Origin of the sequence: Halobellus captivus, from assembly GCF_007655485.1 — an archaeon.
Taxonomy (GTDB): domain Archaea; phylum Halobacteriota; class Halobacteria; order Halobacteriales; family Haloferacaceae; genus Haloquadratum; species Haloquadratum captivum.
On sequence record NZ_VJXQ01000002.1, the window covers coordinates 635,111 to 655,998 of the forward strand.

Below are 20,888 nucleotides of genomic sequence, written 5' to 3' on the forward strand. Positions count from 1 at the left end.
CGCGTCGAGCGGTCGTGAACTGACGTCGGGTGTTGGGTAATCGACGTTGGCCGAGGTACTGTCGTGACGCCCTATCGTGGCGAACAGTCGGCACACGCGGTGTGGCGGGATCGATCCCCGTCAGATCCCGCGTCGGTGTGCCGAGCTATCGCGTGTCGACGCGGGGCGTTCGTTACGTCACGGCGTGACTGGCCGCGCCTTCGGGGATAAACGCTCGGAGCAGTGACCGGAACCAGGACGGTTTTTGTGCGTCGGTTTCGAAGTCCGTTCACGATGTTTCCCGCGGCCGAGAAGTACGGCGTCGACGTCGACATCGACGAGTCCGACGTCCAACGACTGCTCGCAGTGACGCCGGACGACGTCGCGGCCGCAGCCGAACTCACCTTCTCCCGGAACGTCTTCATCCCGTTGACCACCGCCTGTCGGTACACGTGTACGTACTGCACCTACTACGACGTCCCCGGAGAGGCGACGCTGCTCTCTCTCGACGACGTCCGCGAGCGACTCCGCATCGGTGCCGACGCGGGGTGTACGGAGGCGCTCTTCACCTTCGGCGACAAGCCGGACGACCGCTACGAGGAGATTCACGCGCAGCTGACCGAACGGGGGTACGAAGATGTCATCGGGTACCTTCGAGACTGCTGTGAGATCGCGTTAGAGGAGGGGTTGCTCCCGCACTCGAATCCCGGCGATCTGACCGAGACCGAGTTCGAGCGGCTCGCGCCCGTCAACGCGAGTATGGGCGTGATGCTCGAAACCACCGCGGACGTCCGGGCGCACTCCGGAACGCGGCGGAAAACCCCCGGGCAGCGGCTCAACACGATTCGCGCGGCCGGACGGGTCGGGGTGCCGTTCACGACCGGCGTGCTCGTCGGCGTCGGCGAGACGTGGCGCGACCGCGCCGAAAGCCTGCTCGCGATCCGCGCGCTCCACGAGCGCCACGACCACGTCCAGGAAGTCATCGTCCAGAACGTCGTCCCCAACGAGCGTTCGGATTTCGAGCGGCCGTCAGTCGAGACGATGCGACGAGCGGTCGCAATGGCGCGCGTCGCGCTTCCCGAGGAGGTGTCCGTGCAGGTGCCGCCGAACCTCTCGCCGACTCGAACGCTGCTGGACTGCGGCGTCGACGACCTCGGCGGCGTCTCGCCCGTCACGGAGGATTACATCAATCCCCAGTACGCCTGGCCCGCGCTCCGCGAGTTAGAGTCGATCGCCGACGACGCCGACGTTCCGCTGTACGAGCGCCTGCCGGTGTACGATCGGTTCCTTCCGGAGACCCTGCGCCGAGCGGATTTCGCGGGACGACCCGCAGCGGGAGAGTGGCTCCGGCCACCGGTCGAGGCGGCGCTCGCTGCCGACGATGCCCACGGTCACCGGTATCGGGCCGTCGCGCAACGAAGCGGACCGCTCGACGTGGAGCCGTCGCGGGTGAGCGGTGCCGAGGACTGAGGCGGGACGAGAAACCGGATCAGATCCCGAGCCACTCGGGAACGCGTTTTCTGAACAGCGTGTAGGCGACCGCGAGGAGGACACCCGCGACGACGAGAGCGCGGAGCCAGCCGTCGAACGCCACGATCGCTGGGACCGCGAAGACGACCGTGAGCAGGAGGTCCTCCGGTGCGCCGTCGTACCGGACGAGGTAGCGCGGGCGGAGCCACCGGCGGCGCGGATGCAAGTAGACCGCGCGATCGGAGGTCCGTTCCCACGGCCGGAGTTCCTCGCCCGCGCCGAACCAATCCGAGACCGAGTGCAGCCCGGCTGCGAGGAAGAACAGCGCGGCAGCGACGGTCACCGGAGTCGGGGCGAAGAGGGCGACCGCGCCGACGAGAACACCCAGTACCGAGTAGTACACCGGAAAGTGTAGCGTCCTGCGGTGGGTGCCGACGAAGAGGTCGATGTCGGGGAGGATCCCGCCGAGAATCGCACCGATCGCAGCGGCAAGTGTGAACTGCGGTGCGACCGCGACCACCGGAACCGCGAGGAGGAGACCGGCGGCCACGTGCGTCGTGACCATCATCGATCGGGAGGAGGGGCGCGGCCGACTTGAGCCTGCGGGCTCGAACGGCGGGACGCGTGATATGTAGAGTTTGAAAGAGGCGAGGGCGCTCAATCGTCCGCCTGTGCGGGGCCTCGCGTGTCACTCGTAGCGCCGTCGAGCATCGGCGTACCGTCCGCACGCGGACCGAGCGTCGGGCCGTGGACCGGCGCGTCGACGTCGATTCGACGGCGCGTCCGGTAGTCCGTCGAGCGTTCGACCGCGGGCCGACCGATCGCCGAGATCATCTGGACGTACTCCTCGAACGATCGAAACTCGCCGAAGGAACCGCCAGCCCGCGTCGTGATCTCCTCGGAGAGAATCGTGCCCATAAAGTCGTTCGCGCCGCAGTTCAGCAGTTTCAGCGCCTTCGCGTTCCCGTACTTGACCCACGAGGACTGGACGTTCTCGACGTTGTCGAGGAAGAGCCGCGCGACGGCGACGAGCAGTTCGTCCTCGTCGTCGCTCGCGCCGCCGGAGACCACGCCGCACTGGTACAGCGGCGTGTTCTCGTGGACGAACGACAGGGGGACGAACTCCGTGATCCCGCCGGTCCGGTCCTGCAGGTCGCGGATCACCTGGAGATGACGCACGCGGTGGGCCTCGTTCTCGACGTGCCCGTACATCATCGTCGCCGTGACGTCGAGTCCGGCCTCGACCGCGCCTTCCAGCGCTGCGATCCACTCGTCGGTGGAAATTTTCCCGGGGCAGATGACCTCTCGGACCTCCTCGACGAGGATCTCCGCGGCGGTGCCGGGCGCGGAGTCGAGACCAGCGGCGTTCAGGTGCCGATAGACGTCCTCGTAGGACCAGTCGGTGCCGCGTCGCGCGTGCTGGGCCTCCTCGGGCGTCATCGAGTGGAGATGGACGCCGCCGACGGACATCGCGCGCATCTGCTCGACGTACGTTCCCGGGTCGGTCTCGTATATCTCCGGCGGCTTGTAGTCGACCTGGCTCGCGGGGTCGTCGAAGGCCGAGAGAATCTCGCGGTGTTCGTCGTTCAGCGCGAGGGCGGGATGGAGCCCCGACACCGAGGTCACCTCGTAGATCCCCATATCGAGCGCGTCGTCGACGATTGCCCGCGACTCTTCGGGCGTCTTGGTGAACCCCGCGTGCTCGCCGTCGGCGTCGGCCTCGAACCGGTGGGCGGTGTCCTTGAAATTGCAGAACAGACAGCCGGTGTTGCAGGCGGTCGTGACGTTGTTGTTCAGGTTCGCGACGAACGTCACGTCGTCTCCGACGACCTCGGGGGGCCGCCTGTCGGCGGCTTCGAGCACCCGCTCCTTTCTGACGGGATCGATGCGCGCATCGCCGGTCCCGGTCGTCAGCAACTCGATCCCGTCGTCGACGGTCAGGCGCTCGCCCGCCCGCGCCTTCACCAGCGCGTTCTCGAACGACTGGTCCGTCTCGGGGCGGATATCGAACTCGAAGTCGGACCGGTCGTCGATCGGTACCGCTGGCTCGCGCATACCACTCACCGAGGCGTGGGAGACCAAAAAGTTGGGCCTCCCGGCGGTCCCCCCCCCCTGTGGGGTCGCATTGGGGGAAGGGGTGGGGAGGAGACGAGGAGTGATATGCGCGAAGATGGATATACAGGGACAATCCTCGGCAGAAGTACGCACGGGAGTGGAAGGATTCTTGTGTGCTCCCGCGTCAGTTCGGCGTATGACGAGCGTCAAGGAGTTCCGCGTCGAGTCGGAGCCGACCGCGACCGACCTCGGCCGCGGCCGGTTCGTCTTCACCGACCAGTACTCCGTCTTCGACTGGGGAGAGATGCCCGATCACGTCCCGCGAAAGGGAGCGTCGCTGTGCGCGATGGGCGCGTACAACTTCGAGCTGTTGGCCGAGCACGACGTCCCGACCCACTACGCGGGCGTCTATCGCCGGAGCGACGACGACAGCGCTGGCGACGCGGCCGAGGACTCCCCCGTCGCCCTCGACGAGTGCGACGAACCGCCGACCGAGATGGCGATCGAACTCACGCAGGTCCCCGACCTGCCGTACCTCGGCGACGACGAGTACGACTACGACGCCTACCACGACGCCGCGGGCGAGAACTACCTGATCCCCCTCGAAATCGTCTTCCGAAACACGGTCCCGGTCGGATCGAGCCTCCGCTCGCGCGGGTCGCCCGCCGAGTACGGCGTCGACGTCGACGCCTCCGAGGCAGACCTCGATGCCGACGGCTGGCCCGAAGCGGTCGTCGAACTCCCCGACCCCGTCGTCGAGTTCTCGACGAAGTACGAGGAGCAGGACCGCTATCTCGCGCGCGAGGAGGCCGAACGGATCGCGGGCGTCGCCGACCTCGATGCGCTGGAGTCGGTCGCGCTCGCGGTGAACGGCGTCCTCAATCGGCGCGCCGAGGAACGGGGCTTCGTGCACGAAGACGGCAAGATCGAGTGTCTCTACCACGGCGGCGAGATCGTCGTCGCCGACGTCGTCGGCACGTTCGACGAGAACCGCTTCTCCTACCGGGGGCAGGAGCTCTCGAAGGAGGTCGTCCGCCAGTACTACAAGCGGACCGATCCCGAGTGGGTCGCCGCCGTTTCCGACGCGAAGTCCCGGGCCCGCGAGGAGGGCGTCGCCGACTGGCGGACGCTCTGTGAGCGCGAACCGTCGCCGCTTCCGGCGGACGTCGTCGATGCGGTCTCCGACCTCTACGCGGCGGGTACGAACGCCTACACGGGCGGGAACTGGTTCGACGCGCCGGACGTCGACGACGCGGTCGACGCCGTTCGCGATCTGTAACGGCCGGACCGTTCATTATCCAAGCACATACAGCGTCGAGAACACACGTAGTACCGCGTCGGGAATCCATATTCGTGCATATCAGAATCACTCCAAAACGTCTTTTACACACGACCGCGCACTACGAATCGATGACGACGTACACCGCGACGGTGACGGTTCGCCTCAAGCGGGGCGTGTTGGACCCCGAAGCCGAGACGACCAAGCGCGCGCTCGAACGCCTCGGCTTCGAGCTCTCGGCCCTCCGCTCGGCCGACCAGTTCGAGATCGACCTCGACGCCGACTCCGCCGACGAGGCCGAAGCGCGCGTCGACGAGATGGCCGAGCGACTGCTCGCGAACCCGACGATCCACGACTACGACGTCGGGGTGACCGAAGCCTGATGACCGTCGCAGTAATAACGTTCGGCGGCTCGAACTGCGACCGCGACGCGGTCCGCTCGCTCGCACACGTGGGCGTCGAGGCCGAGCGCGTCTGGCACGAGGACGGGCTCCCGGCAGACGTCGACGGCGTCGTCCTCCCCGGCGGCTTCTCCTACGGCGACTACCTCCGAGCGGGCGCGATGGCCGCCCACTCGCCGATTATGCGGGACGTGCGGGACGCCGCGGACGACGGCGTGCCGGTCTTGGGCGTCTGCAACGGCGCGCAGATCGGTTGCGAATCGAAGCTGACGCCCGGCGCGTTTACGACGAACGCCAGCGCGCGCTTCCAGTGTGAGTCCGTGCACCTGCGCGTCGAGCGCGCCGACACGCCGTGGACCGCCGCCTACGACGCGGGCGACGTGGTCGAGATCCCGATCGCGCACGGCGAGGGTCGCTTCGAGATCACCGAGGAGCGGTACGACGACCTCGTCGCCGAGGACCGAGTCCTGTTCCGCTACTGCGATTCGGCGGGGAACATCACAGAGAAGGCGAACCCGAACGGCTCCCGCGGCAACGTCGCGGGGATCCTCGGCGAGCGCGAGAGCGTCGCCGTGATGATGCCGCACCCCGAGCGCGCGACGCTCCCCGATCTCGGCCGGAGCGTCGACGGACAGGGCGTGCTCTCGGCGTTCGTCTGATCGATGTTTCTCTGATCGGTGAGGAGGCGCAGTCAGGAAAGCGCGTCGTCGCCGCCGATCAGACACAGAATGCGTCGTGAACGTGGTCGAACCGTCCGCCGTCGACGCATCCGAACCGTCCGCCGTCGATGCATCCGAACCGTCCGCCGTCGACGCATCCGAACCGTCCGTCGGTCCTATTATGTCGACAGCGACCGATGTTTTCGTATGGCCTCCCTCCAGGCGAGACTCAGCCGATTCCCCCGTGAGCGGCCGCTCATCGCGCTCGTCGTCGCGATTCTCTCCGTCGAACTCGTCGGCGCGTCCGGCGCGGTTTTCACCGCGCAGGGGCTCGGCGAGTGGTACGACTCGCTCGTCCGGCCCGCCGTCGCGCCGCCGAACTGGGTGTTCGGCCCCGTCTGGACCGCGCTGTTCGCGCTGATGGGCGCGGCGCTGTGGCTCGTCTGGAAACGGGCGACAGAAGAGCCCGAAGCGGTCCGCGTCGCTACCGTCGTCTTCGTCGTCCACTTCGCGTTCAACCTGGGTTGGTCGGCCGCGTTCTTCGGAATGCGGGAGATCGGTCTGGGTCTGGCGGTCATCGCCGTACTTTGGGCGCTCATCGTCGCGACGATGCGGGCGTTCGCTCGCGTGGACCGGCGCGCGGCGCTGCTGCTCGTTCCGTACCTGCTCTGGGTCACCTTCGCGGCCTACCTCAACTACCAGTTCTGGGTGCTGAACTGACCGACACCGAGTTCTGAACCCGGAGCGTTACCGGACCAGCGGCATCCCGTAACTCGTCTCCGCCTCGACGACGTACTCCCACGTGTCCTCACACTCGCAGGAGACCTGCGAGAACACCGAGGGATCCTGTCGGCGGTCGAAGTCCTTGATCGCCTTCTGTACTCTGTCGTCGCACTCGCCGCAGTTGTGCGGCCCGCGGTCGGAGCCGTGGCCGACGGGGTCGGAGACGACGATAGCGTCGACGTCGGCTGTCGCTTCGAGCACCTGCGCGACCGACCAGAGCCACGGCGGGCGGTAGCCGCCGCGGAAGAACAGTTCGTCGACCATCGTGTACCGCTGAACGTTCGTCGGGTTCATCGAGACGGTGTGACAACCGTCGACGGCGGCGCATCTCCGGACCGAGGAGATCATATCGTCGATCGCCTCCGACTCCGAGAGGAACGGCGGCTTCATCAGGAGGTACGCCTTCACGCCCGCGGAGACGCCGTCGGCGTCGATGTCGGCGTCGCGGGCCTCCTCGCAGGCGGCCTCGAAGTCGGCGAAGTCGAAGTACTTGTTCACGCAGTCGTGACGGACGCGGTCGGTCGCGGTCTCCAGCCCGATCGCGACGTCAGTCGAGAGGCCGACGTCGGTGAACTCGGCGATCTTCTCGCGGTCGACGAAGTCCGGGAGCGACTCGACGACGATGCGCTCGCGGTCGGCGAACGTCTCGGCGATCGCTTGTCGGGTCCGGGCCCCGACCTCGCGCTCGTCGAGGAACGAGCCGGAGGTGTAGATCTTGATGAGGTCGGCGGGCTCCTCTGCCTCGTCGGCCTCGTGTTCGAGACAGACGTCGATCTGATCCATCAGCGCCTCGTGAGCGACGCTGCCGCCCTCGACGGACTCGGCGACGTAGCCGCACATCGTGCAGCCGCCTGCGCGGGCCCACCGACAGCCGCCGGTGTTGAGGATGATCGTCAGCGACCGGACGACCCCGTCGGGCGTGTTGTCCTCGTCGAGCCAGACGCGCGTCGGCTCGTGCGGATCGTAGTGTTTCTCCTTTTCCGATCGGATCTCCCGCATCACCTGATTGTGGGCGTCCATCCCCCGCCCCCGCTCGTAGACTTCGGGGCTCGATTGACTCATTGCCACCCGTTACTCGACGGGTCGGTAAATCTCCGTCGTCTCCGCGCGCGTCGCTGTGAAGGATGCGACACGGGGCGGACGCCGTTCGCACGACCTCCCGGGACGGCGGTCGCCCCCGACGCGCAGGGGAGTAACGTATTCCGGTTACCCAAGAGCGATAACGACTAACAGATTTCGGACCGTACTAAACTATGGACATTAACTATGAGTAATTTGGGAGGATTCAACGACCGCGTCGCCCGGATCGATCTCACGAGCGGGGACGTCGGCTACGAGGGAATCGACGAGGAGGAGGCGCGCAAGTACATCGGCGGGCGCGGCCTCGGCGTGAAGTACGTGTTCGATCAGGGCCCGGACGTCGATCCGGAGGGTCCGGAGAACCTGCTCGCGTTTATGAACGGCCCGCTCACCGGCACGCAAGCGCCGATGAGCGGTCGGATCGCTGTCTGTACGAAATCACCGCTGACCGGAACCGTGACCGACTCTCATCAGGGCGGTTGGTCCGGCGCACGCCTCAAGTGGGCGGGCTTCGACGGCCTCCTCTTCGAGGGGCAGGCCGACGAGCCGGTGTACGCGTACGTCGAAGACGGCGACGTGGAGCTCCGCGACGCCTCCGAACTGTGGGGCCTCGGCATTCACGACGCGATGGACGCCATCGAGGAGGGACACGACGGCCAGTTCGGCAAGAACCTCTCGGCGATGGTGATCGGGCCGGGCGGCGAGAACGGCACGAAGTTCGCCGCCATTTTGAACGAGGATGACCGCGCCTCGGGCCGCGGCGGCACCGGCTGCGTGATGGGTTCGAAGAATCTGAAGGCAGTCGTCATCAAGTCCGGCACGAAGATGCCGAAGCCCGAGAAGCCGGAGACGTTCACCGAGGGCTACCAGCAGGCGATGCAGCTCATTCGGGAATCGGACGTCACCGGCCCCAACGAGGGCGGGCTGTCGCTGTACGGCACGAACGTCCTGATGAACCTCGCCGAGGAGTTAGACGGACTCCCGACCAGAAATGGAAGATATACCTCGACGCACTCGGAAGCGGAGGAAGATCCGAGCGAACCGAACATCGACTCGGAGAACGTCTCCGGTGAGAACGTCCGTGAGAACATCCTCGTCGACGAACCGACGTGTCACTCCTGTCCGGTCGCCTGCAAGAAGGAGACGGAGGTCACCTACGAACGGAAAGGCGAGGAGCTGAACGTCCGCGGGGAGTCCTACGAGTACGAGTCCGCATACGCGCTCGGCCCGAACTCGATGAACGACGACCGCGACAGCATCGCCGTGATGATCAATATGTGCAACGACCTCGGGATCGACACCATCGAGGCGGGCAATATGATCGCGATGGGGATGGAGATGACCGAGCAGGGCAAACTGGACGACCTCGGGGACGGGGTCGAGTGGGGCGACGTCGAGCATATGATGGACCTCCTCGAAGAGATGGCCCACCACGACTCCGAACTCGGCGAACTCCTCGCGAAGGGACCCCGTCGCGTCGCGGAGGAGCGCGACGCCCACGACAACTCTCTGGCCGTCAAGGGGCAGACGATCGCCGCCTACGACCCCCGTGCGATGAAGGGAATGGGCATCGGCTACGCGACCTCGAACCGCGGCGCGTGTCACCTCCGCGGCTACACGCCCTCCGCGGAGATTCTCGGTATCCCGGAGAAGGTCGACCCGACCGAGTGGGAAGGTAAGGGCGAGCTCTGCGCGCTCTTCCAGGACCTGCACGCGATCTCTGATTCCTTCGATATCTGCAAGTTCAACGCCTTCGCGGAGGGGATCGACGAGTACGTTGCGCAGTACAACGGAATGACCGGCCGCGACGTCACCGAAGACGAGTTGATGGCGGCGGGCGATCGAATCTACACGCTCGAACGCTACTACAACAACCTCGTCGGCTTCGACGGCTCCGACGACTCGCTGCCGGGTCGCTTCGTCGAGGGCGACGAAGCGGTCCCCGGGCAGGGCGCCGCAGAGGGACAGCTCTGTGAGCTCGAACAGATGAAAACGGAGTACTACGAGCGTCGGGGATGGGTCGACGGCGTCGTCCCCGACGAGCGGCTCGAAGAGCTCGAGATCGACATCGGCCCCGGTACGGGCGTCTCCCGCGGCGACAGCCCGGCACCGGCTGACGACTGACAGCGACGACTCCGACGGGGCTTCACGAGTCTCTGCGGACAGGTGCGAACCACGCAACGTTTTTTGATCGATTACTCGCGCTCGGAGACCTGTCTGTGGCTCAGGCAGCGATTCGTCAGTGGCTCAGGCAGCGATTCGTCAGTGGCTCAGGCAGCGATTTGTCAGTGACTCAGGCTGGTATTCGTCTGCGGCTCAGGCCGAGATCACACTGCGACTCAGGTATCGAGCGACGTGAGCACGCCGCGGACGTTCAGACTCGCCTCCGCGCGGGCCTTCCGCTCGCCCCATACCTCGACCATCTCCGAGTGGGTCTCGAAGTGTTCGATGACGGCCTCGTCGTCGCCGAGTTCCGCGCGTTTCTGCCGAACGGCCTCGACCCACTCGACGAGCGTTCGCTTATACGCCTCCAGCAAATCCGGGTCGTACGGGACGTCCCCGAAGTGCGTGAAACAGAGCGTCTCCGGTGCGAGATCCTCGATGGTTCGGACGTCGTCGAGGCACCCCTCGATGTCGAACTGCGGCGGCGGGGACGTCTCGTTGATGACTCCCTTCTCGGGCACGTAGACGCCAGCGGCGTCGCCGGTGAATAACAGTCCGTCGTCGGGCTCGAAGAACACCGTCTGGTGCGGCGCGTGCCCCGGCGCGTGGATCACCTCGACCGTCCGGTCGCCGAGATCGATCTCGTCGCCGTCGACGAGCGCCTCGATGCGATCGTCCGGTATCGGCTTCGGTTCGGCGTAGAACTCCCAATGGTCGCCAACGGCGTCTTTCGTTCCGGCGATGAGTCGGGCGGGGTCGACGAGGTGCGGCGCGCCGATTTCGTGGGTGTACACCGTCGCGTTCGGACACCCATCGACGAAGTAGCCCGCGCCCCCGGCGTGGTCGAGGTGGACGTGGGTCACGAGGACGTGCCGGACGTCCTCGCGGTCGATACCGAGCGCGTCGAGCGCGTCGAAGACGGCGTCTCGATGCCGACCGGTTCCGGTCTCGATGATCGAGGGTTCGGTGCCGTCGATGATGTACGCCGCGCCGTGCCGCGGGATGCCGTGCAAGCCGACGTCGACGTAGTGGACGTCGTCAGTTCCTGTCACGCGAACGCGATCGCCGATAGCCATAGCGGATGGCCGCGGTGCGACGGAAAAAGCGTTCCGTCGGTGGCCTCGTTCTCCGAGCCGACGCCGACGGGAAACCGCCACCCGTTTATCTCACCCGGGCGACGACCACGTATGAGCGAGACGCTCGACGACGACCTCTATCAACGCACCCTCGCGCTCCTCGAACCCGGCGACATCGAACTCGTCGGCGCGATCGTTCACACCGACCTCGCGAGCGCCGAGGACCTCGAAATGCAGGAACTCACCGTGGAGATCAACGAGGTGCTCGCCGACCACTCCGAGAAGGGCAAGACGTACATCTACGCCGGAAACGACACCGAGGAGTTCGCCTCGAACCAGTTTCAGGGCCTGACGCTCGACGACGAATCGTTCGTCTGGGAGTGCCAGCAGTTGCTCCGCGAGGGGACGTTCGATCTCGTGTTCTACTACGAGGCCGGACCGGAGCAAGACGCGCTCGCCGCCGACCTCGAATCCCTCGACCGCGTCGATCGGGTGACACCGGTCCCCTGAGTTTCAGTCGTTGTTTTCAAATTCAAATCAGATACAAAAACGCGGCCAAAAAGTGGATCGTACGAGTATCAGATGCGATATTTTTGGGATAGATTTTATTAAATGAGAACCAGTCCGTCCTTGTGAATGTCAACCCAAGACACACAAGAGACACGGGACACGGTCGACGTCGCCAAATCACAAGGCGATGAGGACATCGAAGAGGCAGCGCACGCACTCGTCGAGCTGAACAGCGCGGCCGACGACATCGCGGGCCGGACCGAGGGGATCGCGACGCTCGCCCAAGAACAGGCAACGGGGATGTACGAGGTCCAGAGCGAGGTCTCCGATATGAGCGCGGCCGTCGAGGAGATCGCCTCCTCCGCGGAGGAAGTCGCGAGCGAGAGCGAGCAGGTGAATCAGCTCGCCTCCGAGGGTCGCTCCTCCGCACGGGACACCCGCGACGCGATGAAGCGCATCGACGCGGCCTCGGACGAGGTCGACGGCCGAGTGCGGCGAATCGACGACAGCGTCGAGGAGATCGACGAGATGGTCGCCGTGATCAACAACATCGCCGATCAGACCAACCTGCTCGCGCTGAACGCCTCGATCGAGGCGGCGCGGGCGGGCGAAGCCGGATCCGGGTTCGCCGTCGTCGCCGAGGAGATCAAGGCGCTCGCCGAGAAATCCCAACAGCACGCCAACGAGATCGAAGCGCTCGTCGACCGAGTCCAAGACCACACCGAGGAGGCCGTCGACGGGTTAGACGACAACGAGGCCGCCGTCGAGGAGGGAATCGACGAGGTCGAATCGACGCTGTCGCGGCTCGAAGATATCGACGACTCCATCGAGGAACTGAACGGCGGCGTCGAGGAAGTCGCGTACGCGACCGACGAGCAGGCGGCGAGCACGGAGGAGATCGCTTCGATGGTGGATCAGACCGCCGCGAACGCGGAGAGCATCAGCGACGACACCGACGCGATCAGCGCGGCCGTCGAAGAGCAGGCGGCGATGATCTCGGAAGTCAATGAGGGGTTTCAGGCGTTCCTGGACGAGTAGAGAGGCGAGCGGAGACCGAACCGCGGTCACACCGAATTCAGACCTCTGGCGGCGGCACCGCGGCAGCACCGTCGCAGCCGCGCCGTTCGAGACGCTTATCCTTCCGGCGATCACTGTGTAGCGTATGAGCGAGGCAGACGCGGTGGAGCCGACGCTTTCGGATCTCGACCGCGCCGTCATCAACGCCTTTCAGGGCGGGTTTCCCGTCGTCGAACGACCGTTCGACCCCGCCGCGGCCGCCCTGCGCGAGCGCGGCATCGACGTGAGCGCTGCGGCACTCCTCGATCGAATCCGCGAGCTCGACGAATCGGGCACGCTGAGTCGCTTCGGCGCGCTCGTGAACGCCGAGGAGATCGGTGGCACGGCGACGCTGGTCGCGATACACGCGCCCGAGGAGCGCTTCGAGGAGGTCGCAGAAGCGGTCAACGGCCACCGGGAGGTCGCGCACAACTACGAGCGCGAGCACCCGCATCTCAATATGTGGTTCGTCGTCAGCGTCGCCGACGAGGACCGCGTCGGGGAGGTGCTCGCGGAGATCGAGGACGAAACCGGCGAGCAGACGTACAATATGCCCAAGCGCCGGGAGTTCCGCGTCGAGGCGAAGTTCCTCGTCGACGGCCCGATTCCGGGGGGCGACGTGGACCTCTCGGATCTCGGCCCCGACGTGACCCCCACCGACCGACAGACGTTGACGCCCGCGGAGCGCGACCTCGTCGTCGAGATCCAGGGCGGGCTACCGATCACCGAGACGCCGTACGCGGACGTCGCCGACGCGATCGACGCCGACACCGGGTGGGTCGTCGAGACGGTCAAGCGCTTCGAGAAAGCGGGGAAGATCCGGCGGGTCGGCGTCGTCCCGAACCACTACGCGCTCGGCTACACCGAGAACGGGATGACCGTCTGGAACGTCCCCGACGACCTCGTCGAGACGGTCGGCCCCGCGGTGGCGTCGCTGCCGTTCGTCACGCACTGTTACCGACGCCCGCGCCACGGAGACGTCTGGCCGTACAACTTCTTCGCGATGACGCACGGCCGCTCCGAGGAGGAGAGCGACCGGCGGATCGAAGCGGTGCGCGAGACGATGGCGGAGTACTGGGACGTCGGCGACGACGACTGGGACTCGCTGTTTTCGACGCGAATCCTGAAGAAGACGGGTATCAGGCTCGACGAACGGGCCGCGGCGAACGTCGAGTGACCCGAACCGGAGCGGCGAGGGGACGATGATTCCGCTGTATCACGACTTCACCGGCGATACCGTGTTGATTTTCGGCGGGGGGTCCGTCGGCGCGCGGAAAGCGCGCCGGTTCGCCGCCGAGGCGCGCGTCGTCGTCGTGAGCCCCGAGTTCGACGAGCGAGACGTCGGCACGTACGGTCCCGACGAGTGCGACTTCGGCACGAACGACTCCGACGAGAGGGACGAGAGTGCGGGGGACGTTGGAGAGGACGGCTCCACGGAGGTGGAACTGGTTCGGGCCTGTCCGACCCCGGACGAGGTCGAGGAGTGGATCGACCGGATCGATCCGGTGCTCGTCGTGGCCGCGACGGACGACGAAGACGTGAACGAGGCCGTCGCCGCCGCGGGGCGCGACCGGGGACTCCTCGTCAACCGCGCAGATCGAAGCGCAGTTGCAGACTCGCAGGACGACGGCGCATCGGGTGACGGGATCCGAGGAATCCGCGATGTTGTCGTCCCGGCGACCGTGACCGACGGCGACGTGCGAGTCGCCCTCTCCACCGGCGGTCGGAGCCCGGCCCTCGCGAAATACCTGCGCGAGCGCATCGAAGCCGAAATCGAGGGGGCCGAGGAGATGGCGGCGTTGACGGCGGAGCTCCGAGCGGAACTGCGGGCTTCTGACCTCGATCCGTCGGCGCGTCGTGATGCGATCCGCGCGGTGGTTCGAGACCCGCTAGTTTGGAAGGCTTTACGTACGGGGGCGTCCAATCCCCGCCGAGAGGCGACACGCGTGATACGGAATACGATTGGGGGTGACCGATGGACGCGGGAGTGATCCGTGGGTCTCGTGTGTCGCACGAACGGGCGAGCGTCGAGGACATCGAGGACGCAGCGTGCGGGGACGTACGCGCGGTGGTCGAGACGCTGCTCGACACGCAGGGCGTCAGCGAGGCGTTCGCCATTCAGACGTGCAACCGCGCGGAGGCGTACGTCGTCGCCGACACCGTCGACGACGGACGCCGCGCACTCGAACGCGTGCACGGCGACGCCAGCGGGGATGTCGTCGTCGAGATGGGCCACGAGGAGAGTCTCCGGCACCTGATCCGCGTCGCCGCCGGGCTGGAATCGCTGGTGCTCGGCGAGGATCAAATCCTCGGGCAGTTCAAGCGCGCGATGGAGATCGCGCGCAACGCCGGTGCGCTCGGTCCGACCTTTGAGACGGGGCTCACGAAAGCGGTCCACGTCGGCGAACGGGCGCGGACCGAGACGGCGATCAACGAGGGGGCCACGTCGATCGGATCCGCGGCGGCGCGACTGGCCGAGGCGGAGATAGATCTCAACGGGACGACCGCGCTCGTCGTCGGAGCCGGTGAAATGGGCAAGCTCGCTGCGGAGGCCCTCTCCGAGTCCGGCGTCGCGGAGCTGATCGTCGCGAACCGGACGGTCCCGAACGCCGAACGGATCGTCGACCAAGTGGCGGTCCCGGCGACGGCGATTCCGCTCGAATCGTTGAACGGGGCGGTGGCCGACGCGTCGGTCGTCGTCACCGCGACGAGCACGCCGGAGTACCTGCTCGAATCCGGAGACGTCAACGACGCGGGCGAGACGCTCTTCATCGATCTCGCGCAACCGCGGGACGTTCACCCGGAGGCGGCGACAGTCGAGGAAGTCGTCGTCCGCGACATCGACGCGTTGGAGTCGGTCACAGAACAGACGAAAGAGGACCGGAAGGCCGCCGCAGCGGAGGTCGAAGCGATGATCGACGAGGAGTTCGACCGGCTGCTCGACGCCTACAAACGGCGGCAGGCCGACGAGGCCATCAGCACGATGTACGAGGCCGCAGAGCGGGTCAAAGCCCGCGAGGTCGACACCGCACTCACCCGATTGGAGGCGCAGGGCGAGTTGACCGACGAACAGCGCGAGACCGTCGAGGCGATGGCCGACGCGCTCGTCGGGCAGTTGCTCTCCGCCCCGACGAAGAGCCTCCGCGACGCCGCGACCGAAGACGACTGGGCGACGATCCAGACGGCGATGACGCTGTTCAACCCCGAGTTCGGCCCGTCGCGGTCGTCGGTCACCCGGCGGCCGGGACGCGAAGCGGAGGGCGCGGAGCAAACTGATAGTGCGGAGGGGACGGAGAACGCTGCGCTCTCGGACGCCGCGGGGCTCCCGAAGTCCGACGAGACCGCCTCGGACCGGTCGGATGAGGAGCTGCTTCAATACGCTCTCGAAAGCGTCTCCGACGATTGAAACCGCACGAATTGAAACCGCACGGAACGGTTTCCGCGCGTCGCGATCGCTGGAGGTCACCACCGGGAGAAACGTTATGCGCCCGGCGACTGAGATTGTGCGTATGGCCGAGTTACTCGACGATGAGGAGATCCGGACGCAGCTCCCCGACGGCTGGGAGCGCGACGGCGACGAGATCGCGCGGACGTACGTATTCGACGACTACCTCGCGGGAATCACCTTCGTAACTCACGTCGGCGAGGTCGCCGAAGAGGAGTTCCACCACCCCGAGATCCGGGTCGGCTACGAGGAGGTCGAAGTCCGTCTCACCAGCCACGAGGAGGGCGGGATCACCGAGAAAGACATTCGCCTCGGGAACCTCTTCAACGCGGAGTACTGACGCGTTCGGGCCGTGCACGCCGCCTACGTCTTTCGCGTGACTGTAAGGTTCAGACCGTCGCCGGGCGTTTCGGTCTCTCCGGAAACGGTCGAGACGGTCGTCGAAGTCGCCGCCGACCCGCCCGGCGAGGACGGGTGGCTGTTCTTCCGGGATGCGCTCTGGCGCGGGAACGTCGGCGACGAGCGCTACGCCCGCGACCTCGCCGAGTCGTGGCTGTCGGTGCCCGTCGAAGACGTCCAGTTCAGCGAGTTACGGCTTGACGAGGCCTACCGCCGCGCGCTGGAGGAAGCGATCGAATCGATGCCGGAGGCGTTCGGCGGCGACAGCGCGCGCGACGTCCTCCACAGACACCTCGGTTCCAGTATCCGGGTCGTCGAAGGCGAGACCTGAAGCGAGACACGACGATCTCGCACAATTTTTGGTTCGTTCGGACTCGCTTCGCGGATCGAATCCCCCGACAACTCGGCGAAATGCACTTACGGCGGTGCGACCTACGGTCCGTCGATGCCCAGCGACGCCGACCCACTCGAATACGATTTCTGGCTGTTCGATCTCGACGGGACGCTCGTCGACGCCGAGTGGTCCTACACCCGCGAGGTGTTCGACCGCGTCGGCGACAGGCTCGGTCGGGAGTTCAGCGATCGGGAGGCCGAAGTCCTCTGGCACGGCCTCGGCGGCGCGCGGGACCCACAGCTTCAGGCGTGGGGGATCGACCCCGAGACGTTCTGGACGGCGTTCCACTCGGTCGAGGATCCCCAGGCCCGAGCGGAGGCGACGTACCTCCACGACGACGCCGCGACCCTCGTCGGCGACCTCCTCGCGGCCGACGTGCCGATCGGCGTCGTGACGCACTGCCAGGAGTTCCTCGCCGATCCGGTCGTCGAACACCTCGACGTCGGCGACTGGTTCGACTCGTTCGTCTCCTGTACCGCGGAACTCGGGTGGAAACCCGACCCGGCTCCGGTCTATCACGCCATCGAGCGGCTCGGTCTGGATCCGACCAAGCCGGGCCGGGGCGTCCTCGCCGGTGACGGCGCGAGCGACATCGGCGCGGCGTGGAACGCCGGACTCGACGGCATCCACGTCGAGAGACACCCGCCGGAGCGCCGCGGTCGGTGTGTCCTCGCGGATTACCGCGTCGGCTCGTTCGGCGAACTGTCGCTACCGAATCACGGCGGCAACGTCGCCGCCGACGGCGGTCGTCCCGACTGAATCGTCCGGGAAAATCGGGCGCGTACGCCCCGGCAGATGCCCGGCACGTACGCTGCCATCACTCAGCGTTGTAGCCGCCGTTCAATCGCTCTCGTACGCCGTTCAATCGCTCTCGTAGCCGCCGAGCGACGCGAAAACGTCGTCCGCGGCAACCAGACGATCTTTCAGCTCTTCGATGCCGGGCTTCGCCGTCCGCTTCGGGTTCGCACGGACGCGAACGGACTCAGTCCCGAGCGGGACGAAGCCGAGGCCCAGCCGTTCCGCGGTCGCGCGGAGGCCGAGGCCCGCGTCGGCGTTTCCGCGAGCGACCGCGCGAGCGGGACTTTCGAAGCCTTTCGATCCGATCTCGTAGCTGCGGATGGCGTCTGCGAGGTCGTGCTGGGAGACGCCGCGGGCGTCTGCGAGGTCGTCCAGAGCCGCATCGAGACTCGCGCGAACCCCCGCGTCGCGCCCCCGGTTGACGAACGCGAGGTCGCGGTCGACCAGGTCGGCGAGGTCCGCGACCCCCTCGGGGTTGTCCGCCGGGACGACGAGTCCCCACTCGCGCGTCCAGCCGCCGAGGTCGACGGTGTCGACGTCGCGCTCGACCGGTCCGGCGACGACGGCTACGTCGGGGACGCCGCCAGCCAGTCGTCGGAGCCCCTCGCGGCTGCCGACCGGGAGGAACCGGGGGTTCTCGAGTCGGTCGAGCAGCCGCGAGAGCGCGGGGTCGTCCTCGCCGACGGCGAACAGCGTCGGCGGACGGACGTCCGGTGAGAAGAGTTTGACATCGACCGCTTCGCCTTCGCCGAGGTACTCCGTATCGGGGTCGACCGCGACGACGCCGTCGGCCTCGACGAGCGAGGTCGTCGCGCCCGAGCCCTTGTCGACCGGGTAGACGAGCGTCTCTCCGTCCGCGTCGGTGACGAGGCCGACCGGCATCAGGCGGAGTCGGCCCTCGCCGTAGCGCTCGCGGACGGCCATCTTCCCTCGGACGGTCGCGGTCCGCGGCTCGGGAAGCCCGGCGGCGGCGCGGACCGCGGGCGCGACGAAGGTCCGAAAGATCGTGAGCGCGGAGACGGGGTAGCCGGGGAGCCCGACGTACGCGCTCTCGCCGACTTCGCCGATGAGCATCGGCTTGCCGGGCTTGACGGCGACGCCGTGCAGTAAGAGGTCGCCGCGTTCCTCGATGACCTTGTAGATAACGTCGACTGCGGAGGCGGAGGTCGAGCCGGAGGAGAGGACGAGATCGCACTCCTCGGCCGCCTCGACGAGCAGTCGCTCCATCTCCCCGTAATCGTCGCCCGCGTGGGGGTACAGCCTCGCCTCGCCACCGGCCTCCTCGACGCCCGCAGCGATCGTGTAGCTGTTGACGTCGTAGATCTGACCGCGCTCGCTGTGGAGGTCCTCGCCGGGGCGGACGAGTTCGTCGCCCGTCGAGACGATGCCGACCGTCGGTTTCCCGCGGACCGGAACCTCGTCGACGCCGAGCGCAGAGAGGAGTCCGATCTCGCGGGCCGTGAGTCGCGTTCCCGGTCCGAGCGCGCGGGCACCGGCGGCGATGTCGGTCCCCGCCAGCATCACGTTGTCGCCGGGCGCGACGGCCGTACGGACGACGACGGCGGTCGGCGGCTCGTCAGACTCGTTGCCGTCGTCGGAGTACACTTCCGCCGTCCGCTCGACCATCACGACCGCGTCCGCGCCCTCGGGCATCACTGCGCCGGTAGAGATTTCGGCGGCCTCGCCCTCGCCGACGACGACGTCCGGCTCCGTTCCGGCGTGGACGGCACCCACGAGATCGAGTTCGATCGGGTCGGCCTCGTCAGCGCCGAAGGTGTCGCGGCCGCGGACGGCGTAGCCGTCCATACTGGCGCGGTCGAATCCCGGGACGTCGAGGTCGGCGTCGACCCGCTCGGCGAGGACGCGACCGCGCGCGTCCGACAGCGAAACGGTCTCGGACTCCGGATCGAGGTCGAGCGACGAAATCGTCCCGTGGGCGACCGCGGGATCGACGAGGTCGCGGAACTGTCGGCGGTCGCTCACGGCAACCACTCCCAGTGTTCGACGGTCACTGTCTCGCCCTCGTCGTAGCCCTCTCGACCTTCGGGGACGGCGACCCAGCCGTCCGCCAGCGCGACAGAGGAGAGCACGCCCGAGCCCGAGGCGCGCGTCGGCGTCGCGGTCGGGCTGTTCGAATCCTCGCCGTCAGCCTGGGATCTGCCTCCGTGGTCAGCGTGGGACCCGCCTCTGTGATCAGCGTGGGACCCACCCTCGTCGTCGACTCGAACCCGCGCGAACGTCCTGACACCGGGCTCGCTCGGGATCTTCTCCGCGAGCGTCGCCCGCGTGGTCGGCGGCGGGACGTCCGGGAGATGCCCGACGTGCTTGAGGAGCGGCCGCAGGAACTGGACCGCGTTGATGATCGCGGCGACGGGATAGCCCGGAAGCATCACGACCGGCGTCTCCTCGACGACGCCGAGCGCGACTGGGTGTCCCGGTTTGAGCGCGACGCCGTGGACCAGCACCTCGCCAAGTTCGTCGACGACCTCCGGGATGAGGTCGCGCTCACCGACCGATGAGCCGCCGGTCGTCACGACGACGTCCTTCGTCAGGTCGCGCTGGATCGCCGCCCGCAGCGCGGACTCGTCGTCGGTGACGACGTTCCGGTACGTGGGGACGCCGCCCCAGCGCTCGACCAACCGAGAGACGGTGAGCCCGTTCGTCTCGATGACCTCGCCCGGGCCGGGGTTCTCCTGCACCAGTTCCTCGCCGGTCGGGATCACGCCGACGGTCGACCGCTCGTAGACGGTCACGTTGTCGACGCCGACGGACTTCAGGAGGCCGAGGTCCGACGGCCGCAGGCGGTGGCCGGGCTCGAACAGCTGTTGGCCTTCGGCGACGTCCTCGCCGACGGGGGCGACGTTCTCGCCCTCGGTGACGGCGTCGAACACGTCGAGGTCCCCGCCGACCTGCTCGGCGTGCTCGATCATCACGACCGCGTCCGCGCCCTCCGGAAGTTCGCTCCCGGTGTGCACGCGGACCGCCGTTTCCGGGCCGACGGCCGTCTCCGGGACCGATCGGGGCTCGTCGTCGGCGACGCGGAGGACGCCCGGCGAGCGGTCCGATGCGCCGAACGTGTCGCGGGCGCGGACCGCCCAGCCGTCCATCGCCGAGCGTTCGTAGTCGGGGACCGCGCGCGAAGAGGCGACGGACTCGGCCAGCGCTCGCCCGTCTGCGGGCACGAGCGCGAGCCGCTCGGTTCGATCGTGGGGAATCGCCGCATCGAGCAGTGCCCGCCGGGCGTCATCGATCCGGGTCCGGTGTTTGAACCCGGCCGACTGCCGCTCGGGCGGCTCGTCGTCGCCGTCAACAGTCTCGTCGGTGTCCGCAGAATCCATACC

General features: G+C 67.2%; 20 protein-coding genes. 14 read left to right on the forward strand and 6 right to left on the reverse strand.

Annotated elements, in window-relative coordinates; all coding sequences use genetic code 11:
- Positions 1–273 precede the first annotated feature (273 nt).
- Complete coding sequence (cofG, locus tag FJT57_RS08550; protein WP_144904126.1) at positions 274–1,449, forward strand: 7,8-didemethyl-8-hydroxy-5-deazariboflavin synthase subunit CofG; 1,176 nt, start codon at positions 274–276, stop codon at positions 1,447–1,449.
- A gap of 19 nt (positions 1,450–1,468) precedes the next feature.
- Here cofG and FJT57_RS08555 read toward each other — a convergent pair whose 3' ends face one another.
- A complete protein-coding gene (locus FJT57_RS08555) occupies positions 1,469–2,017 on the reverse strand; it encodes a metal-dependent hydrolase (RefSeq protein WP_144904128.1) in 549 nt (182 codons plus the stop codon).
- 89 nt (positions 2,018–2,106) lie between these two features.
- Positions 2,107–3,504, reverse strand: a complete 1,398-nt coding sequence (gene cofH, locus FJT57_RS08560; RefSeq protein ID WP_144904130.1) for a 7,8-didemethyl-8-hydroxy-5-deazariboflavin synthase subunit CofH — start codon at positions 3,502–3,504, stop codon at positions 2,107–2,109.
- A gap of 196 nt (positions 3,505–3,700) precedes the next feature.
- Here cofH and FJT57_RS08565 point away from each other — a divergent pair, with 196 nt between their 5' ends.
- From FJT57_RS08565 to FJT57_RS08580, 4 genes are all read left to right on the forward strand, one after another.
- Entirely contained in the window at positions 3,701–4,783 is a 1,083-nt protein-coding gene (locus FJT57_RS08565) for a phosphoribosylaminoimidazolesuccinocarboxamide synthase (protein WP_144904132.1), read from the forward strand.
- 131 nt (positions 4,784–4,914) lie between these two features.
- Positions 4,915–5,166: a phosphoribosylformylglycinamidine synthase subunit PurS gene (purS, locus tag FJT57_RS08570; RefSeq protein ID WP_144904134.1), complete on the forward strand. Its 252-nt coding sequence runs from the start codon at positions 4,915–4,917 to the stop codon at positions 5,164–5,166.
- Positions 5,166–5,843, forward strand: a complete 678-nt coding sequence (gene purQ / locus FJT57_RS08575) for a phosphoribosylformylglycinamidine synthase I (protein WP_144904136.1) — start codon at positions 5,166–5,168, stop codon at positions 5,841–5,843. Before purS ends, purQ begins: the two co-directional genes overlap by 1 nt.
- A 207-nt stretch (positions 5,844–6,050) precedes the next feature.
- Positions 6,051–6,563: a TspO/MBR family protein gene (locus FJT57_RS08580; protein WP_144904138.1), complete on the forward strand. Its 513-nt coding sequence runs from the start codon at positions 6,051–6,053 to the stop codon at positions 6,561–6,563.
- Between the two features lie 27 nt (positions 6,564–6,590).
- Here the strand turns inward: FJT57_RS08580 and FJT57_RS08585 are convergent, their stop codons facing one another.
- The gene (locus FJT57_RS08585; protein WP_144904140.1) at positions 6,591–7,688 is read right to left on the reverse strand and encodes an archaeosine biosynthesis radical SAM protein RaSEA; all 1,098 of its coding nucleotides are present in this window, start codon (positions 7,686–7,688) and stop codon (positions 6,591–6,593) included.
- 204 nt (positions 7,689–7,892) lie between these two features.
- Between FJT57_RS08585 and FJT57_RS08590 the strand changes: the two genes are divergently transcribed.
- The gene (locus FJT57_RS08590) at positions 7,893–9,830 is read left to right on the forward strand and encodes an aldehyde ferredoxin oxidoreductase family protein (protein ID WP_144904142.1); all 1,938 of its coding nucleotides are present in this window, start codon (positions 7,893–7,895) and stop codon (positions 9,828–9,830) included.
- A 215-nt stretch (positions 9,831–10,045) separates the two neighbouring features.
- Here the strand turns inward: FJT57_RS08590 and FJT57_RS08595 are convergent, their stop codons facing one another.
- On the reverse strand, positions 10,046–10,945 hold the full coding sequence (locus FJT57_RS08595; RefSeq protein WP_144904144.1) for an MBL fold metallo-hydrolase: 900 nt from the start codon (positions 10,943–10,945) through the stop codon (positions 10,046–10,048).
- Positions 10,946–11,056: 111 nt separating this feature from the next.
- On the opposite strand from FJT57_RS08595, the gene FJT57_RS08600 reads away from it, so the two are divergent.
- The 8 genes from FJT57_RS08600 (at position 11,057) to FJT57_RS08635 (ending at position 17,508) form a co-directional block, all read left to right on the forward strand.
- Positions 11,057–11,455, forward strand: a complete 399-nt coding sequence (locus FJT57_RS08600) for a DUF5778 family protein (RefSeq protein WP_144904146.1) — start codon at positions 11,057–11,059, stop codon at positions 11,453–11,455.
- 126 nt (positions 11,456–11,581) lie between these two features.
- The gene (locus FJT57_RS08605) at positions 11,582–12,493 is read left to right on the forward strand and encodes a methyl-accepting chemotaxis protein (RefSeq protein ID WP_144904148.1); all 912 of its coding nucleotides are present in this window, start codon (positions 11,582–11,584) and stop codon (positions 12,491–12,493) included.
- 124 nt (positions 12,494–12,617) lie between these two features.
- A complete protein-coding gene (gene ahbB, locus FJT57_RS08610; protein WP_144904150.1) occupies positions 12,618–13,688 on the forward strand; it encodes a siroheme decarboxylase subunit beta in 1,071 nt (356 codons plus the stop codon).
- 25 nt (positions 13,689–13,713) lie between these two features.
- A complete protein-coding gene (locus FJT57_RS08615) occupies positions 13,714–14,502 on the forward strand; it encodes a precorrin-2 dehydrogenase/sirohydrochlorin ferrochelatase family protein (RefSeq protein ID WP_144904152.1) in 789 nt (262 codons plus the stop codon).
- Positions 14,487–15,917, forward strand: coding sequence for a glutamyl-tRNA reductase (hemA, locus tag FJT57_RS08620; protein ID WP_144904154.1), 1,431 nt, complete (start codon positions 14,487–14,489; stop codon positions 15,915–15,917). The genes FJT57_RS08615 and hemA overlap by 16 nt, the downstream gene beginning before the upstream one ends.
- A 103-nt stretch (positions 15,918–16,020) precedes the next feature.
- Positions 16,021–16,296: a 4a-hydroxytetrahydrobiopterin dehydratase gene (locus tag FJT57_RS08625; protein ID WP_144904156.1), complete on the forward strand. Its 276-nt coding sequence runs from the start codon at positions 16,021–16,023 to the stop codon at positions 16,294–16,296.
- 12 nt (positions 16,297–16,308) lie between these two features.
- Positions 16,309–16,686 carry an LWR-salt protein gene (lwrS, locus tag FJT57_RS08630; RefSeq protein WP_144904158.1) on the forward strand — a complete coding sequence of 126 codons (378 nt, stop codon included), beginning with the start codon at positions 16,309–16,311 and terminating at the stop codon, positions 16,684–16,686.
- A gap of 114 nt (positions 16,687–16,800) precedes the next feature.
- Entirely contained in the window at positions 16,801–17,508 is a 708-nt protein-coding gene (locus FJT57_RS08635; protein WP_144904161.1) for an HAD family hydrolase, read from the forward strand.
- Between the two features lie 102 nt (positions 17,509–17,610).
- On the opposite strand, the gene FJT57_RS08640 is transcribed toward FJT57_RS08635, so the two are convergent.
- Entirely contained in the window at positions 17,611–19,539 is a 1,929-nt protein-coding gene (locus FJT57_RS08640) for a molybdopterin biosynthesis protein (protein WP_144904163.1), read from the reverse strand.
- Positions 19,527–20,885 carry a molybdopterin molybdotransferase MoeA gene (locus tag FJT57_RS08645; RefSeq protein ID WP_144904165.1) on the reverse strand — a complete coding sequence of 453 codons (1,359 nt, stop codon included), beginning with the start codon at positions 20,883–20,885 and terminating at the stop codon, positions 19,527–19,529. The genes FJT57_RS08640 and FJT57_RS08645 overlap by 13 nt, the downstream gene beginning before the upstream one ends.
- Between the last annotated feature and the right edge of the window lie 3 nt (positions 20,886–20,888).

Coding starts and splice junctions, on each gene's coding strand:
- cofG (WP_144904126.1), top strand. CDS start 274: ATGTTTCCCGCGGCCGAGAAGTACGGCGTCGACGTCGACATCGACGAG.
- FJT57_RS08555 (WP_144904128.1), bottom strand. CDS start 2,017: ATGATGGTCACGACGCACGTGGCCGCCGGTCTCCTCCTCGCGGTTCCG.
- cofH (WP_144904130.1), bottom strand. CDS start 3,504: ATGCGCGAGCCAGCGGTACCGATCGACGACCGGTCCGACTTCGAGTTC.
- FJT57_RS08565 (WP_144904132.1), top strand. CDS start 3,701: ATGACGAGCGTCAAGGAGTTCCGCGTCGAGTCGGAGCCGACCGCGACC.
- purS (WP_144904134.1), top strand. CDS start 4,915: ATGACGACGTACACCGCGACGGTGACGGTTCGCCTCAAGCGGGGCGTG.
- purQ (WP_144904136.1), top strand. CDS start 5,166: ATGACCGTCGCAGTAATAACGTTCGGCGGCTCGAACTGCGACCGCGAC.
- FJT57_RS08580 (WP_144904138.1), top strand. CDS start 6,051: ATGGCCTCCCTCCAGGCGAGACTCAGCCGATTCCCCCGTGAGCGGCCG.
- FJT57_RS08585 (WP_144904140.1), bottom strand. CDS start 7,688: ATGAGTCAATCGAGCCCCGAAGTCTACGAGCGGGGGCGGGGGATGGAC.
- FJT57_RS08590 (WP_144904142.1), top strand. CDS start 7,893: ATGAGTAATTTGGGAGGATTCAACGACCGCGTCGCCCGGATCGATCTC.
- FJT57_RS08595 (WP_144904144.1), bottom strand. CDS start 10,945: ATGGCTATCGGCGATCGCGTTCGCGTGACAGGAACTGACGACGTCCAC.
- FJT57_RS08600 (WP_144904146.1), top strand. CDS start 11,057: ATGAGCGAGACGCTCGACGACGACCTCTATCAACGCACCCTCGCGCTC.
- FJT57_RS08605 (WP_144904148.1), top strand. CDS start 11,582: ATGTCAACCCAAGACACACAAGAGACACGGGACACGGTCGACGTCGCC.
- ahbB (WP_144904150.1), top strand. CDS start 12,618: ATGAGCGAGGCAGACGCGGTGGAGCCGACGCTTTCGGATCTCGACCGC.
- FJT57_RS08615 (WP_144904152.1), top strand. CDS start 13,714: ATGATTCCGCTGTATCACGACTTCACCGGCGATACCGTGTTGATTTTC.
- hemA (WP_144904154.1), top strand. CDS start 14,487: ATGGACGCGGGAGTGATCCGTGGGTCTCGTGTGTCGCACGAACGGGCG.
- FJT57_RS08625 (WP_144904156.1), top strand. CDS start 16,021: ATGGCCGAGTTACTCGACGATGAGGAGATCCGGACGCAGCTCCCCGAC.
- FJT57_RS08635 (WP_144904161.1), top strand. CDS start 16,801: ATGCCCAGCGACGCCGACCCACTCGAATACGATTTCTGGCTGTTCGAT.
- FJT57_RS08645 (WP_144904165.1), bottom strand. CDS start 20,885: ATGGATTCTGCGGACACCGACGAGACTGTTGACGGCGACGACGAGCCG.